The sequence below is a fragment of the Paenibacillus sp. J22R3 genome (assembly GCF_056269305.1).
In genome coordinates, this window is the sequence record NZ_JBWDNS010000002.1 from 557186 (window position 1) to 574095 (window position 16910).

General features: G+C 51.9%; 13 protein-coding genes. 11 read left to right on the forward strand and 2 right to left on the reverse strand.

All coding sequences use genetic code 11. The features are described from left to right. Positions 1-146: 146 nt before the first annotated feature. The 5 genes from AC0YN4_RS10680 to glpX all read left to right on the forward strand — a co-directional run bounded on the left by AC0YN4_RS10680 (position 147) and on the right by glpX (position 4904). On the forward strand, positions 147-1061 hold the full coding sequence (locus AC0YN4_RS10680) for a phytanoyl-CoA dioxygenase family protein (protein ID WP_475835783.1): 915 nt from the start codon (positions 147-149) through the stop codon (positions 1059-1061). 650 nt (positions 1062-1711) lie between these two features. Continuing rightward, complete coding sequence (locus AC0YN4_RS10685) at positions 1712-1933, forward strand: helix-turn-helix domain-containing protein (RefSeq protein ID WP_090641524.1); 222 nt, start codon at positions 1712-1714, stop codon at positions 1931-1933. 485 nt (positions 1934-2418) lie between these two features. Then, complete coding sequence (locus tag AC0YN4_RS10690) at positions 2419-3087, forward strand: CBS domain-containing protein (RefSeq protein ID WP_475781454.1); 669 nt, start codon at positions 2419-2421, stop codon at positions 3085-3087. A gap of 11 nt (positions 3088-3098) precedes the next feature. Then, positions 3099-3917, forward strand: coding sequence for a pyruvate, water dikinase regulatory protein (locus AC0YN4_RS10695; RefSeq protein WP_475835784.1), 819 nt, complete (start codon positions 3099-3101; stop codon positions 3915-3917). Positions 3918-3935: 18 nt separating this feature from the next. Beyond that, positions 3936-4904, forward strand: coding sequence for a class II fructose-bisphosphatase (gene glpX / locus AC0YN4_RS10700; protein ID WP_475835785.1), 969 nt, complete (start codon positions 3936-3938; stop codon positions 4902-4904). Between the two features lie 98 nt (positions 4905-5002). On the opposite strand, the gene AC0YN4_RS10705 is transcribed toward glpX, so the two are convergent. Further along, positions 5003-5608 carry a TetR/AcrR family transcriptional regulator gene (locus tag AC0YN4_RS10705; RefSeq protein ID WP_475781457.1) on the reverse strand — a complete coding sequence of 202 codons (606 nt, stop codon included), beginning with the start codon at positions 5606-5608 and terminating at the stop codon, positions 5003-5005. A gap of 228 nt (positions 5609-5836) precedes the next feature. Between AC0YN4_RS10705 and AC0YN4_RS10710 the strand changes: the two genes are divergently transcribed. Then, the gene (locus AC0YN4_RS10710; RefSeq protein WP_475781458.1) at positions 5837-7309 is read left to right on the forward strand and encodes a DHA2 family efflux MFS transporter permease subunit; all 1473 of its coding nucleotides are present in this window, start codon (positions 5837-5839) and stop codon (positions 7307-7309) included. 70 nt (positions 7310-7379) lie between these two features. On the opposite strand, the gene glsA is transcribed toward AC0YN4_RS10710, so the two are convergent. Further along, entirely contained in the window at positions 7380-8315 is a 936-nt protein-coding gene (gene glsA, locus AC0YN4_RS10715) for a glutaminase A (protein WP_475781459.1), read from the reverse strand. 160 nt (positions 8316-8475) lie between these two features. Between glsA and AC0YN4_RS10720 the strand changes: the two genes are divergently transcribed. The 5 genes from AC0YN4_RS10720 to AC0YN4_RS10740 all read left to right on the forward strand — a co-directional run bounded on the left by AC0YN4_RS10720 (position 8476) and on the right by AC0YN4_RS10740 (position 16353). Continuing rightward, positions 8476-9150, forward strand: coding sequence for a tetratricopeptide repeat protein (locus AC0YN4_RS10720; RefSeq protein ID WP_475781460.1), 675 nt, complete (start codon positions 8476-8478; stop codon positions 9148-9150). A gap of 168 nt (positions 9151-9318) precedes the next feature. After that, positions 9319-11067 carry a sensor histidine kinase gene (locus tag AC0YN4_RS10725; RefSeq protein WP_475781461.1) on the forward strand — a complete coding sequence of 583 codons (1749 nt, stop codon included), beginning with the start codon at positions 9319-9321 and terminating at the stop codon, positions 11065-11067. 165 nt (positions 11068-11232) lie between these two features. Further along, the gene (locus AC0YN4_RS10730) at positions 11233-12834 is read left to right on the forward strand and encodes an SWIM zinc finger family protein (protein ID WP_475781462.1); all 1602 of its coding nucleotides are present in this window, start codon (positions 11233-11235) and stop codon (positions 12832-12834) included. Further along, on the forward strand, positions 12831-15764 hold the full coding sequence (locus AC0YN4_RS10735; RefSeq protein WP_475781463.1) for a DEAD/DEAH box helicase: 2934 nt from the start codon (positions 12831-12833) through the stop codon (positions 15762-15764). Before AC0YN4_RS10730 ends, AC0YN4_RS10735 begins: the two co-directional genes overlap by 4 nt. Positions 15765-15939: 175 nt before the next feature. After that, positions 15940-16353: a hypothetical protein gene (locus AC0YN4_RS10740; RefSeq protein ID WP_475781464.1), complete on the forward strand. Its 414-nt coding sequence runs from the start codon at positions 15940-15942 to the stop codon at positions 16351-16353. The last annotated feature ends 557 nt before the right edge of the window (positions 16354-16910 follow it).

Here is a 16910-nt window from a genome sequence, read left to right on the forward strand (position 1 = left end):
GGTAGATGCAGATTGTTCAAGTTTACTATCGCAATTTCGTGTGATTTCTGCAACCTCTTTGTTACTTTCAACTACATACACCTTCCGTCCATATCCCTTATACTTAGCTGAGAAGCACTCATTACCTATGAGGGAGTGGAACATAAATGGGCACGATCAATGTGGAAATTCCTTTCGTCGATGCAAGGGCGCAGGAGAGTATTACGGAAGAACAGACGCAGTTTTTCTTGGATAATGGTTTTCTTGTCATTCGGAATGTGATCGTGGGCGAAGAATTGAAATTGGTGCAGAACGAAATGCAAGCGCTTTACGAGAAAGGTGCTGCAGGTGCAGATGACGACCCTGATTATATGTATGGGGTTGGTGTGAAATCAGGCCAATCGATCTTAAAACGCGTCGAATATGTCATTGATAAAAGCGATCCGATGAAGGTGCTGCTCGGTCATCCGTTTATATTGCGCTCCGTGGAGAAGCTGCAGGGCCGGAACTTCATCGCCACCTGGGATTCCATGGTGCTGAAGGCGCCGAATGAAGGCATTATCGTGCCGTGGCATCGCGACGCGGCTGTACCGGACGGCTGTGAGGATACGCGCCCGATATTCAATGTGGATTTCTATTTGGATGAAGCGGATCTGCAAACCTGTTTATGGGTTATTCCGGGGAGTAATAAGTGGAGTAAAGAAGAAGCCGATCAGCGCTGCAAGCAGCCCGGCTTCACGACGGAGGATGCGATTCCGGTTCCGATGCAGCCGGGAGATGTAATCTTCCACAATATCGAGGTGCTGCACGGCTCGCCTGCAGGTGACGGCAACCCGCTGCGCCGCACGGTTTACTACGAATTCCGCCCCGGCGAAATCGAATCCGAATTCGGCCCTCACACGCTAGAGTACTTGTCGCTCAAGCAGCATGTGCTGCTGGACTGCATCGAGCGCCGCAAAGTCGCGTCGTACGCGCAAGGCGAAGCGCCATTCGCGTATCAGCCGGGCGGCGCATTCGCGATTCGCGCGCCGAAGCAGCCGGCGCAGTATCGTTACGCGCACGAAGTGTACTGGCGCCGATAGGCGCTTATGTGGGCCTGCGGCCCGGTCGCGTTGTTGCGGCCGGGCCTTTTGTTATGGGTGGTAAATATCCACCCCAACCTCGCCGCCGGCGGTAACTGAGATTGCCTCCATCGCGGAAGTATCTGAGAGTCGGAAAACCCGTCTCTCACCGCCAAAACCGCTAATAAAAGAAGCTGAGAGTCGGAAAACCCGACTCTCAGCCCTCGAACTAACCCAGTTATCCCCTACGCGGTAACTGAGAGTAGGGAAATCCAACTCTCACCGCCAAAACTGCTAATAAAAGAAGCTGAGAGTGGGAAAACTCTCAGCGTCCCAACTAACCCCAGATCTCCAATCATAACATCGGTAATTCACGATAATCCAATACAGAAAGCAATACAAATTGGTCGGGAAACAATTCTCTGACTTGCTGCCATTTCATTGAAAATCCCTCCTGTAAATTCCGGTTCTTACTATGATTTTATCAAAACGGGTTTAATTCGAGTATCTATACCAGGGACAGCACAGGCATCCGTCATGGAGCGACAAATACCCGCCCATTTTTTCAAGATACCGCACCACTACAGGCGCCTGATCATAATATAATTTGACTGTATCCCTTAACCTTGTTAAACCATAAAAACCCGAGCAAGGAGGGGTGACAAACATCAATGGGTAGCGACCAGAAGAGCAAGTTCTTATTAACTCATCGTGAACGCGAGGTTTTCGAGCTGCTTGTGCAGGATAAAACCACAAGGGATATCGCACAGCAACTGTTCATCAGCGAGAAAACTGTTCGAAACCACATCTCCAACGTCATGCAGAAGTTGAACGTTAAAGGTCGTTCACAAGCGGTTGTCGAGCTTATAAAGCTTGGGGAATTAAAGATTTGACGAAAATCACCGCATACCTTGCTCAGCCTTCTGGCAATGCTTCCGAATTTATTCGGAAACGTTTGCGAGAAGGTTTTTTGACGTTGGGAGTGGATGGTTCGCAACCACATCTCCAAGGAGAAGTGGCTTCATGAAGCGAACCAGGGCATCTACATGGAAGCGAATTCGATGAAATGAGCTCTTGAAGCGAACCAGGGCATCTACATGGGAGCGAATTCGGCGAAATGAGCTCATGAAGCGAACCAGGGTATCTACATGGGAGCGAATTCGGCGAAATGAGCTCATGAAGCGAACCAGGGCATCTACATGGAAGCGAATTCGGCGAAATGAGCTCATGAACCGCACCAGGGGATATTCGTTAAGTGATGGCGTCTATTCGCGATTACATAGAGGTAGGCGTGTATCATCAAAACAAGCAAAAATAGCCGAATATATATTGTGTACTAATAAACCAATGTGATACATTAATTATCAAATAAGGACGCATGAATGAGGTGGTTGGCATCACGTTAACGGCAAGGCAAGTCGAAATTTTGAAGCTCGTTAAGCTGCATGCGCCGATTACGGGGGATCAGCTGGCGGAGATGCTGGGGACGGGGAAGCCGACGCTGCGCGCGGATTTATCGCTGCTCGTGATGCTGCGACTCTTGGAGGCGAAGCCGAGAGTGGGCTATTTTCCGGGTACGGCAGCTCAGGGAAGAGAGCAGGTGCTTAAGCGGTGGGAAGACGCGTGCGTGAAGGATGTGCAGGGGCTGCCGATCAGTGTGGCGGAGACCGCATCCGTGCATGACGCTGTCATTACATTATTCATGGGCAATGCCGAGGTGCTCACCGTTGTGGATGAGAACCGGCATTTTGTAGGCGTCGTGACACCGAAGGATTTGCTCAAAATCACTCTTGGCAGCAGCAATGCCGCCGCGATTCCGGTAAGTATGGCCATGTCGCGTCTGCCGGCTATCGCTGCCGTGCAAGCCGATCAACCGCTGATGGACGCGGTGAAGAAGATGCTCGTGCAGGAGCTTGACGGTCTACCGGTTATTGCAAGCGTTGCAAGCGAAGAACAACCCGCGAATCGACACGAGGTCGTAGGGTGGATCAGCAAAACGAATATCCTCCGCTGGATGATGGAGCTGGAATCGGATAGGCAGGGATAAGGAGGCAGGACGTGGGGAGCTCGGGAAAACGTGTGCAGCCGATCTATATTTGCTCGGATGCGGTTGGGGAAACGGCGGAAGCGGTCGTAAAGGCGGCGATGCGGCAGTTCGCTTTTGAAGATGTGAAATTGATTCGGTGCGGCCACATCAGGTCGGAGGACGAGATCGTCCATATTGTCGGAGATGCAGCCGGCGCCGGCGGATTCATCGCCTATACGCTGGTGCAGCCGGAGCTCCGCGAAACGATGAGAGAGGAAGCGCTGCTTAAAGGCGTGCGCGCCATTGATGTATTGGGACCGATGATGCAAGCTTTCATTGATACGTTTAATGATTCACCGAAACGACAACCCGGTCTGCTCCATACGCTCGATGATGATTATTACCGCCGCATTGAAGCGATTGAGTTCGCTGTGAAATATGACGACGGCAAGGATACGAAAGGACTGCTGCTCGCAGAAGTTGTCATCATCGGCGTATCCCGCACCTCGAAAACACCGCTTAGCATCTATCTCGCCCATAAAGGCATTCGAGTCGCGAACTTGCCGCTCGTACCTGAAGTGAAAGTACCGCAGGAGCTCTATCAAGGCAAACGCCTCATCGTAGGGTTAACGATGCAGCCGGAGAAGCTCTCGGGAATACGCACGGAACGGCTTAAAGCGATGGGGCTCCCATTCTCAGCGAAATACGCATCCTCAGAGCGCATAGACGCTGAGCTGACCTACGCAAATGCCATTATGAAATCGTTAAACTGTCCTGTCATCGATGTCACGGAGAAAGCGATTGAAGAAACGGCGGGTATCATTATTGGTTGGCTGCAGCAAGCAAACTGAGGAGGGGATCGGTGTACGATGGAAAGGGAATTGGCACTTGAGATTGTAAGGGTAACGGAGCTGGCAGCCCTTGCTGCTGCTCCTTGGATGGGCAGAGGAGACAAGCACCGCGCCGATGAAGCAGCGACGAATGCCATGCGGGGCATGCTGGACTCGGTCTCGATACGAGGAACGGTTGTGATTGGGGAAGGCGAGATGGATGAGGCGCCAATGCTATATATTGGTGAAGTAGTCGGCAGCCTTCAAGGTCCGGAGGTGGATGTGGCGGTCGATCCGCTGGAAGGGACGGAGCTTGTAGCGCGAGGGCTCAACAACGCAATGGCCGTCATTGCAGTGGCACCGAAAGGTCGGTTGCTGCATGCACCGGATATGTATATGGAGAAGCTAGCTGTCGGTCCGGCGCTTGCCGGGAAGCTGAGGCTGGAGGATCCAATCCGCACAACTGTAGAGAAAGCGGCGCTTGCTCTTCACAAGCAAGTCTCGGATCTGACCGTAATGATCCTTGACCGTGAGCGCCATGCTGAGCTGATCCATTCGCTTCGAGAAGTCGGTGTACGCATCAAGTTTCTGTCTGACGGCGACGTTGCGGGGGCGATCGCCCCGGCTTTTCCGGAAGCCGGCATCGACCTCTATGTTGGCTCGGGAGGCGCACCGGAAGGCGTGCTTGCTGCTGCCGCGCTCAAATGCCTCGGCGGCGAGATTCAAGGCCGGCTGATGCCCCTCAATGAGGAGCAGGAACAGCGCTGCAGAGCGATGGGGCTCTCGGATCCACGCAAGCTGCTGAGGATGGAAGATATGATCGGCAATGACGATGTTATCTTCGCGGCTACAGGCGTCACGCCCGGTGAGTTTCTCGGCGGTGTCTCCATGCTGCCGGATCAACGCGCTGAAACGCATTCCATCGTCATGCGCGTGAAGACACGTACCATTCGCTACATCAAATCCCAGCATTATTTGCCGAACAAGCCGATCCTAGGACAGCTATAACTGAATCAACAATCAAACTTTAACCAAATAAAGGACGCTGATGAGCAAGCCCTTTACCTACAAGGGAATTGCTAGTCAGCGTCCTTTTTGCATCTGCATTATCGTCCGAGAAATAGGCTACTGTAATAAGAAATGTACTTCGCCTTCATCTGTTCCGTTGTCTGTCCACGATCGTCGGTGAAGTAGAGAAACGCAATCGGACTCATGGAAATCGTAATATGGAAGGCTGCGAATTCGGTATCCACATTCGGTGCCAAGCCGGAAGCGACAGCTTCATCCAGCAAATTCTTCAGAACGCCTGTCACAAATTGAAAAGGCGGTGAGCTGAGCATATTTTCCCGATCATCCGAACACCAAGTATCCGGCTGAATCGCATTAAACCACTGCATTTCGGTTGCGATAAAATCAATCCAGCGCGACAGGAACGTTTCCATTCGCTCGCGTACCGGCAATTGCGCTTCAAGCGCAAGATAAGCGGAGATATTGGATGCAAATCGCTCGAAGCTATCCGTGAGAAGTTCCATGCAGAGCTCAGCCTTGGAAGAATATCGTCTGTAGAGTGTGCCTTGGCCGACTCCTGCGCACTTGGCGATCTGATGCATGCTGACGCTATCCACACCATGTTCATGAAACAGCTGGGAGGCTGTATCGAGTATGAGCTCGCGGTGTCTGGCGGCGTCCTTTCGTTCGCTCCGTTGCTGCATATGCCATGAACCTCCTGAAATTGAAAAAAGTTCACATTGTCTTTCGTTGACAATGCGCGTAGCGTTAGGTAAGCTGTATCTAAAGCGGACAATTGTCCATTTATAAAAAACCGAGATGTTCCGAACTAGGTTCCGATGCCTTCATTGTACTCCTCTGCGTAGGAAGGGTCAATGCAAGTACGGGGATCTGGCGGAGCATAGGGCGGGTAAAGGGAGCTGGAGAGTACGATGTCTGCACAAGCAACATCTGCTGCAAGGAGCGAAGAGCCGTTTTCCATTCGGAAAATATTAGGCCCGCTTGCAGCCATTATTATCGGGATTTTCATGGTCGTGCTGGACGGAACAGCCGTTAACGTGGCGCTTCCGGGTTTGCTCAAAGAGTTTAACACCACGTATCAAGTTGTATCCTGGACCGTTACAGGGTATGCATTGGCACAAGCAGCGGTCATCCCGCTTGCCGGATGGTTGTCTGACCGTTACGGTGCAAAGCAAGTATTTCTAACATCCGTATTTCTGTTTACGGTAGGATCGCTGCTCTGCGCATTGGCAACATCCGTTGAAACCTTGATTATTTTCCGTATCGTGCAAGGTATCGGCGGTGGTATGGTGCTTCCGGTTGCGATGGCGTTCATCTATCGTCTTAGCCCACCGGAGAAGGTCGGCGCAGTAATGGGGATGATGGGGATTCCGATCCTTCTTGCTCCGGCGCTTGGACCTGTACTTGCAGGTTACCTAGTTGACTATGTCAGCTGGAAATGGCTGTTCCTGATCAACATTCCAATCGGTGCATTCGGCGTATTCCTTGGTATTCGCTCACTGCCGCGCATCGAGCGTCAAGCTGTGGCCGCACTCGATAAGCTTGGTTTCCTCTTGGCTCCGATCGCTTTCGCCGGACTTTCCTACGGGGTTAGTGAAGGCGCAGTAAGCTGGACGGCATCGAAGACGATTATCGGTATCATAGTTGGAGCAGTAGCCCTTATTTTGTTCGTTATCGTTGAACTCAGACGTAAAGATCCACTGCTTGAGCTTCGTGTCTTCCGTTCGATGGACTTCACGAAAGGGATCGTGGTGCAATGGATTTCACAAATCGCATTGTTCGGCACGATGTTCCTAGTTCCGTTGTTCCTGCAGCAAGCACAGCATTACAGCGCATTTGATACTGGACTTATCATGCTTCCGCAAGCAATTGCCGCAGGTTTGTTTATGCCAATCGGCGGGATGCTTTACGATAAGATCGGCGCAAGACCGCTAGTATTCGCAGGGATGCTGCTCGTTACCGTAGCAGCATATATCTTCTCTCATGTTGACGCAGAATCCGGCAAAATGATGATTATGGGTCCGTTGGCCTTGCTCGGAGCAGGTATGGGGATGTCGATGATGCCATTGAATACGCATCTGATGCAATCCGCACCGCGTGATCTCGTCAGCCGCGTCACGTCCCTTACGAATGCTGCGCAGCAAATCATGACTTCATTTGCAGTAGCAGGTTTGGCAACCATTCTTGCTAAACGCATGGTGTTCTACGGACCGACAGCGAAGAGTGAGCTTGAAGCTTATTCGCTCTCCTTCGGGGATACGTTCCTGATCTTGACGTTCATCGCGATCTTCGGCGCAGTACTTGGTTTATTGCTCCGCAAACCGGCACCGATTGCCGGTGAAGATGGCAACAAACAACCGGAAATGATGATGCATGTAGGGTAATTACATCACCATAAGAAAGAGGCTGAACAGGTGGATTACCACCGGTTCAGCCTCTTTTCACATTGCTATATCAGAAGATCCGCCAATCCAGCGCAGTCGACATCGTCTCCAGCAAATGGACACCTGCCGTGCTGTTTCCTTTCGTGCCGAGTGCCGGCCCTATGACACCGATGCCGAACCGGCCGGGAACAAGGGCGAGGATGCCTCCCGATACGCCGCTCTTCGCCGGAATGCCGACTTTAATCGCGAATTCGCCGGATGCGTTGTACATGCCGCACATGATCATGAACGTTTTGGCGATTTGGACATAACGTTTCGGTACGAGCTGCCGACCGACCAGCGGGTCGAAGCCGTCGAATGCCAGCAGCAGCGCCATTCTTGCAAGCTGATTGCAGCTGACTTCAATGGAGCAATGCCGGAAATAGACATGCAGCACATCTTCGACGTCAATTTCTTCACCTAGCACTTCGTTATCTTTGAGGAAATAAGCGAGCGAACGATTTCGATGAGCCGTTGCAGATTCAGAACGGAAGACATCTTCGTTGACGGACAGTGCAGAACCGCCTGCCGCTTCAGCAAAGAAGGCTAGAATGCGCTGCGTCTTCGCTGCAGGCGTATCGCCGTGAATCAATGAACTGATTGCGATTGCCCCAGCGTTGATCAGTGGATTAAACGGCTTGCCCGGCTCAACAAGCTCCAGCTTGAGCATCGAATTGAAGTCGTCACCGGTCGGCTCCATGCCAACTTTGGCAAACACGCCGTCCTCTCCGTTATCCATAAGAGCCAGAAGCAGGGTGAACACCTTCGAAATACTCTGCATGGTAAAAGGGAAATCAGTCTCTCCGGCGCTAATCGTCTCCCCACCGGCGCCCATAATCGTAACACCGAGCGCATCCGCAGGCGCTTTGGCGAGCTCCGGAATATAGGAGGCTACTTGCCCTTCGCTTGCATGCAGCCGGCTTGCATTTAACCATATCGGTAAGGTTTCCCGCAATTGTTCCATCATTATTGTCGCCTCATCTCTTCGCTGTCCTATTCTACTTCATAGTGTACGGCCCACCGGAGTTGCTCGGCAAGAGGAAAAAGAATTTCCACTATCTGAGAGCCAGGCCAATCGTGTACAATGATGACAGCAATAAACCTTATCATTTGTAGCAGGAGGCAATATGGTTAAAATCCTACTTTTCGGCTTATTATGGTGGCTGACGGGCAGTCCGTTTCTTGCTGTTCTTGTCCTTCTGGCCCTGCTCTATGTGCTGGACCGCAGATTTATCGGACTCACGCCGAGTTTCGTGAAGCCGCTGCGCAGATTCGGTACAATCAGACGACTGCGCCAGCAAATCCTCATGAATCCAAACGATATTCCGGCCAAACACGAGCTCGCTCGACTGCTGATTGAACGCAAACGATATAAAGAAGCGAAGGAATGGCTCATGCCGCTGCAGGATGCGCTGGAGCATTCCGCGGAATTCTGGGATGATCTTGGCGCTTGTCTCAGTCAACTCGGGGAAACGGATGCTGCAGAAGCGGCAATCGGCAACGCGCTTTCGATCAATCCGAGAGTCAAATACGGAACCCCCTATCTGCGGTTAGCTGCGATCTACGCCAGGACGAATCCAGAAAAGGCGATCGGGCATTTGCAATCCTTCCGCGCTATTCATTCTTCTTCCATTGAAGCGTACTACAAGCTCGCGCTTCTCTATTCACAGCTTGGAAGAGCGGAGGATGCGAAGCAAACACTGATGGAATGCGGGACACTGTACCGCGCTTTGCCGCGATACAAGAAACGACAAGAGCGCAAATGGGCACTTCTGGCCTTTTTTAAGAGACTTTCATCCTAGAGAAAAGCGGTTTCGGCATGTGTCATTAGGTGCTGAGCCGCTTTTTTCGTCAAAAAACCCCAAAATTAGTGCGTTACACCCATTACTGTTCAATTCTTTCATTGTCACTCTCTATGAAATCGGACATAATTGAGAGAAATATCGAATTTGATCGGAGAGTCTGTCGAAATGCGGCGTAATGCGTGGCTTCTTGCCATCTTGTTGATCGCACTATTACTTGGCGTCAATAATACAATCTATTATTTTACAACCAAAGATTCACTGGAAGACAGCCTTGAGCATGAAATGGAATCGGTTGCAAAACAGATTGAAATCTCCATCGAGCTGTCCCGTGGCGGCGCAGAGAAATATCAAGAGCAAATCGGCCGTGAGCTTCGTGCAGTCTCGATTGCAACTCAGTTTGCCTTAAGCCCGGATGTCGAGAAAGTATCCAACTCGCAACTGGCGGAGCTCTCCAAGAAGCTTGATATGGTTGGCATTACGCTGCTTAAACGAACCACAGACAATATCATCTTATATAAATCGTCCAGTCCGAAACAGCTCGGATACAAGACCAATACATGGAAACCTTGGTACCAGGCGTTCAACCAATTGTTCGATGAGCACAAGGTTTCGATTGACTGGGGCCAGCAATTGACGAATTTCTGGACAGGCCCTTTTGAGTTTGCAACGACAGACACCAGCTCCATTCAAAAATGGGGATACTATTATGACGGCACGACCAATTATATGATTGATCCCTACATTAGCTACGACAGCAGGCAGCATGATTACGATGAGGCAACCGGCGTCGACAAGCTGATCTCCCAAACGCTGAAGGAGAATAAGTCGCTAAGCGAAATTACGATCATTAATCCGGCCACCTTTGGAAACGGCGAGAAAACAACCATTACGGATAATGGCGATGTTCTAACGCATATGACGCAAAATCCGATCATTAATGGAACCTATAAGTATGAAGACCCTGATGATCTGGCTAACGTGAAACTGGCGAATGAGAAGAACATTAAGGTGTATCAGAATGATGTCATCAACGGTAAACATGTTATTAAGCTGTTTATACCGGTCGATATTACGAATAAGGTAGCCAGCATGCTCGATGAGAATGGCGAACCGCTTAATCGCTATGTAATCTCGGTCGTATCGGATTACGCGATCATTCAACAGACACTAGACAAACAATTTGTTAATATTGCGATTATTATCGGCATCGTAACGGTGATTAGCTTGATCTTGGTTTACCTGTTCGTCACCGCTTATCGCAAGTCGCAGGACAAATTGATTCGGAAAGCGCAAGAAACATACTTGGATGAAATTAACGGACTGTTTCAGTCGATTCGCTCCCAGCGTCATGATTTTGCTAACCATGTACAAACCATTCATGCGTTGGCTGAGCTTGGCAAGACAGAGGAATTAAAGTCTTACACGGCAGAGTTAACCGGCGAGATTCGAGAATTGAACGATATTATCGACATCGGCAATCCGGCCATTGCTGCGCTTATTCGTGCGAAAGGCTTGCAGGCTGAGGTGCTCAAAGTGGAATTCAAGGCGGATTTCAATGACATTAATAAGCTTGAGCTCGGGATGAAGTCGCTGGATATGACAAGGCTGCTTGGCAACCTGATCGATAATGCGTTTGATGAAGTGCTTAATTATGCAGAAGGTCAACGTTCGGTGAACATCGAGGCCTGCCAGAAGACCGGGTATTATGAATTTGCCGTAAGTAATACTTGCTTGCGCGCAGCGGAGCTTGCGAATAAACCGATATTTCAGGCGGGTTACACGTCGAAGAAGGGCAGTCATTCCGGACTTGGCTTGCACATTGTGAAGTCCATCGTGGAGAAGTACAAAGGTGGTATTAAACTAGCCATTAATGAACCGAATACGGTTACTTTTATCGTGAAAGTGCCTTATTAAGCTGGAATGCTTATAACCAATTCTACGAAGCCTATTGCTCGGACTTACCGGTCCGGACAAGAGGCTTTTATTATTATCTCTTCCTGTCTGTCCCAGTTCAAAGCGAAACCGTTTGTGAATGTGATATAATGATTGGAATGGTTATTGAGGAACGGGGGACGCATCGTGAGCACGTTTTTTCAACTGGATGAACAGCGGCTGCAAGCTTTGGAAACAGCTGTCGCAAGCAGCATCCCCCTTGAGGTGATGCAGCTTGGCTTTGATTATTACCGCCGGGAGAAGGTGCTTTCCGTTCAAGTGATGGAAGGAACCTCTGTATATGGAACCGTCAAGGATGCTGCGATTTTTGCCGTTACGCTCGATTGCGATGAGTTTGGTTTCAGCACATGTACGTGTCCGGTTAAAGGGTATTGCAAGCATATGGCTGCCGTTTTCTATGCTTATTACGAATATGCGGGAAGAAGTGCGGATGAGGTGCATAACCGCTTGTTATACGGTCAAGATCCGATGTTTACGGAAGATCGGGGAGATCGCGGTACGACCTCGGCAGCGGCAGTTGTTGCTGCGGCTAAGACCGGTCTCGAAGGTGACCCGCATCTATGGCAGCAAGATATGGAAGCGAAGCACGGCGAAATATGGCGGCAATGCAGACATTCCCTGCATCCGCTGCAGCCGGTTTTGTCGGCGATAAAGGCGGTCTCGAAGAATTGGGATGAAGGACTAAGACGGCTGCACTGGATGCACGGTATTATTTTTGTCGTAGAGCAGTCGGAAAGAGCCTATTCAATTACGGACAGTTACAGTCGCTACTATTATGAGATGGCTTTCGCGCGGATGACGGAGCCTTGGATCAATCAGTATCACGAGCTCGCAGGAGAGCTTACACCGGATACGATGACAGAACTTGAACGGGTCGGTGTCGAGCAATTGCTCGAGCTGTTCCATGTACGGGAGATGGATCGGGAGCAGCAGCTTCACAGATGGGAGGCGCTGTATTTCTCGATCTGGGGGCAGCTTGTACACGATCCCGGCTGGACCGGCAAGGAGAAGCAATGGCTGGAGAATAAGCTGGCAGAGGAGAAAGGCACGGGACATGCGAGCTTCTTCGTTCCGATGGCACTGGCTTATCTCGCTTATGCGGAGAATAACGACGATTATGCGATGGAGCTGCTGGCGAGAACTCCATTTAATCGGACGGCCCTGCTTGCTTGCGACTGTGCCCTGCAGCGGCTGGAGGAGCGGAATTGGGCGAAGCTGGACAATTGGATTCGGTATTTGTACGGAGGTTTATCGATTGAGCGGAAATCCAAGGCATTTGGACCGTTCTTGTCGATGTGCCGTTTAGCCGATCTCCAGCAGCCCGATAATCCGAGCTGGCAGCATTATTTGGTTTCGTTCCTGCCGTATTCGTACTCGGCTTTGACGGAGCATTGGCTGGATCGCAAGCATTATGATAAGTGGGCAGATTTGCAGCTTCTGTTCGGCATCGAGCCTGACGAGATGGATATCCAATTGGTGCGGGAGATCAGCAAGGCTGCTCCCCGCGTGCTGTACCCGCTGTACCATCAAGCGATTGACGGCGCGATTCGCTCGCGTAATCGGCAAGGTTATCGGCAAGCCGTCAAGCTGATGAAGAAGCTCGAGAAGCTGTACAAAGCGGAAGAGCACAGCGATAAATGGAGCCGTTATGTGGATGGTATCGTACAAAAGCATGGGCGCCTGCGCGCGCTGCAGGAAGAGCTTTGGAGGGGTAAAATCATCACATGAGAGGGTACACAGGTACTGAAACGGTTGTCGTTGACGGATTTTGGAAAGATGGCGAAGGCTTGGTGCTGGCAGCCGGGCATGTCGCCGGAATAACGCTTCGTCTGCGCCGCCTTCTCTTCGCTTGGCACGAGGCCTCATGGTTTGGTGCAGAGATCGAGGAACGTACGGACGAGCGGCTCAAACGTACGGAGCTGCCGTTGTCACCGGCGATAGCGATGGATTATTTATCTTCCCCGAAGCCGGTAAGGCTGCTGCAGGTGGAATGGACGGATAGGCTGCAGATCCTGGCCAAGCTTGCTGAGATGATGCGCGAGGTGCTGCTCCACGGCTGGTTCTCGCCGGATTGGACGCGCTGGCGGGCTGAGGCGAGAGCTTGGCGCCTCGATGTGCCGCGCGATGAGGAGAACAAGCGCACGGAGTGGAAGCAGCTTGCGGAACAGCTTGAGGAGCAGGGAGATATCGGAGCGCTGCAAGGCTGGCTAACCGGTATCGTGGAAGAGCTGATCGCTTCCGATGATTCGGTAGGCGTGGCTTGGCGAAACGCTGCATCACAGGCCGGTGAAGGAGCGCTAATGATGAAAGCGGCCGATGAGGACGATTGGCTCGTCTCCATTGGCATGAAGCAGGATAATGCGGCGTTCCGTACCGCTTTGCAGCTGCTGGAGCCAAGCGATGGGCATGGCTGGCGGCTGCGCCCGGCAGTTCGTGACCGCGAAGATGGCGGACGCTGGATGACGCTTGCGCTTAATGAAGCGGCCGAGTCGCGTGGGGAAGAGCGGTTTATGCTGCCGGCGGATGCTCCGGAAGCGTGGCGGGAGCATTTTGCCGAGCGTATGCGTAAGGAAGAGATGAAATGGGCTGCGGCGCTCCCGGAATGGACGCGATCTGAGGATGGCATGCTTGGCGGCGATGCGGATGCCGGCCATATTCGTATTGAGCTGAATGATGCGCAGGCCTATGCATTTCTGGAGCAAGAGAGCGTGAAGCTGCTTGCCGCAGGCTGCTCCGTGCTGCTGCCATCTTGGTGGGAAGCGGCGCGAAACCGCCGGATGAAGCTGAAAGCCAAAGTGAAATCGTCTGTCGGCTCAGCCGAGCAGTCGATGTTCGGCCTTCAGCAAATCGTGGATTTTGACTGGAAGCTTGCCGTTGGCAATGTCGATATGTCGGAAGCTGAATTTATGAAGCTGGCATCCGAGAATCGCAGGCTGATGCAAGTTGGCGGCGAATGGGTGCATTTGGACCCGGGCGACATGGAACGGCTGCGCAAGTGGCTGAAGAAGAACGGCGGCAAGCGCGGCTTAACGATGCGCGATGTGATGGAGATGCATCTGCGCGGCGGGGCAGAGCTTGAGCCGGAAGATGAGATGCAGGAAGCATTGACAGCCGAAATCGAGCTGAATGAGCACTTGGCTACTTGGATCGGGCAATTGAATGAATCTTCAGATTTGCCGCTTGTTGAAACGCCGGATGCTTTCCAAGGCGAGCTTCGTCATTATCAGCTGCAAGGGGTATCGTGGCTCGCGTTTCTGCGAAAGTTCGGGCTTGGCGGCTGCTTAGCCGATGATATGGGTCTTGGCAAAACGATTCAGTTTACTGCTTATTTGCAGCATGTGATGGAGCAAGGGAGCTTCGGACCATCGCTGCTTATCTGTCCGACGTCGGTTATCGGCAACTGGGAGAAGGAGCTGGAACGATTCGCTCCGGAGCTGCGCGTGATGGTGCATTATGGACCGAAACGTATGCGCGGAGAGGACTTCGCGGCTGAAGCAGCCGAGGCTGACCTTGTTATCACCTCGTATACGCTAGCTCCAATCGATGAGGAAGAACTCGGTGCCGTTTCATGGGATGTTCTTTGTTTGGATGAAGCCCAGAATATCAAGAACTATTACACGAAGCAATCTTCTGCGATTCGAGGTTTCTCCGCGCATCACCGGGTTGCTTTGACAGGTACGCCGATGGAGAATCGGTTGACGGAGCTGTGGTCGCTGTATGATTTTACGAATCCGGGCTATCTGGGGACGTTGACTGAATTCCGTAAAGCGGTCGTGCTTCCGATTGAGAAGGAGCGCGATGAGGCGTTGATTGCAGAGCTGCAGCGGTGGGTGAAACCATTCATGCTGCGCCGGCTTAAGAAGGATCCTGCCATCGCGCTTGCGCTGCCGGAGAAAAACGAGATGCGTACGTATTTGTCGCTGACCGTGGAGCAAGGTGCGCTGTACGAGAATATTGTGTCTGAACTGATGAATCAGCTGGAGGCGGTCGGTGCGCTGCAGCGTCGGGGGATCATTCTCTCCGCTCTTACTCGCTTGAAGCAGGTATGCGATCATCCGAGCTTATTATTGAAGGAAGACCGGACGTTATTCCCTTCAGCATGGGATATCGAGCGCTCCAACAAAGTGCTTCGCGTGCTTGAGATGGTGGAAGAGATTGCGGCGGAAGGCGAGCGCTGTTTGATTTTCACGCAGTATGTGGAGATGGGCTCTACGCTCAAGCGGCTTATTGAAGAGCGGCTGGGCATTCCGACGCCTTATCTGTACGGCGCAGTGCCGAAGGCGGAGCGGGACAACATGATCGAGCGGTTCCAGAATGAAGCTGAGCCGGGCTGCGCCTTCGTCCTGTCGTTGAAAGCCGGCGGCACCGGACTCAATTTGACGGCGGCGAATCATGTGATTCATTTCGACAGATGGTGGAATCCGGCAGTCGAGAATCAAGCGACAGACCGCGCGTTCCGAATCGGTCAGAAGCGCAATGTGCAGGTGCACAAATACGTGACGCTGGGCACTCTGGAAGAGCGAATCGACGACATGATCACGCGCAAGCAGATGCTTAACGATCAAGTTGTAAGCCAATCGGAGAACTGGATTACCGAGATGTCGACTGACGAGCTGCGCGAGCTGTTCTCGCTCCGCAAGCATCGGCTCAAGGGTTAAGCGATTGTGGTGCGGTAAAGGCAATCGATGGAGCTAAGCGATCGCGAGTGAAGTAGAGGCGAGCGATGGAAGCCATAGTGAGTGTGGTGCAAGGCAACCGTGGAGCTAAGCGAAAGTGGTGCGGTGCAAGGAACTGATGGAGCTAAGCAACAGTGAGTGAGGTGCAAGGCAACCGATGGAAGAATGGGCGGGTAAACAAGTGCGTGAGGATGAAGTTGTGCTAACGGCTGAGGTAGACACCGAAGAGGTGAGAGATGTATCCGAGGTGAGGGCAGCTGATGGTGCGGTGCGTGCAGCAGAGGTGAAGACGGCTAATGATTCATTGCACGTGAGTACAGCTGAAGTGAACGCAGCTAAAGATGCGTTCCACGCGATTGGAGCAGAAGCTGGCGCGGAAATGAAGGCTGGTTCGCCAGCGGTTGATGTGTCGCAGCGAGAGAGCCGCCTTCATTTAAGCGGGAAGCTTGCGCCGACGGCGGAGCATGACACTCCTGGGAGCGTGATCGGCCCAGCTGAGGCTGCGCCCCATTGGCGTGAATTTTACGGCGCCGTTCGCGCCGCAGTACAGGGGATGCGTGGTGGCGAGTAGTCTCACCACTTGCTATAGATATTGGGAAGACGGCGATGATGGTTATCGCCGTCTTTTTTATTCATCATTCCAATTCAAAAGAAGGGTATTGGCTACCTTACATTTGCATAATTCCGCTTATTGGGCTCAAGAAGGGTACCATGTTCCACTCTTGAGCTCCTTTTTTCGATTTATACACCAAGAGAGGTACTAGCTACCTCTCTGAATTTCACTGTGGCACCGGTTCACACTAAGGTGTAGCTCTGGGGGCAACACATCCACCACAATCGTCGGATTCACGCGGATGTGTAGCGGTTTGTGAGCCACAGATGCGACAGAAATCCACTTCCACTTCAAATCGCAAGGGTAGCTCGCCTGGGAATCAACATTAATCGAAGCTCGGAGCAGCAAACAACCGCCACAGTTACTCGATAGCCAACTAGTTCACCAAGGGAGCTACATAGTCGGAATGTGCGAGGATGAGAGAAAGTAGCTTGTCTAGGCGTCTACATTGGTTGGAATGTGGGAAATGGGGAGAAAGAAGCTTGTCTAGACGTCTACATTGGCGGGAATGTGGG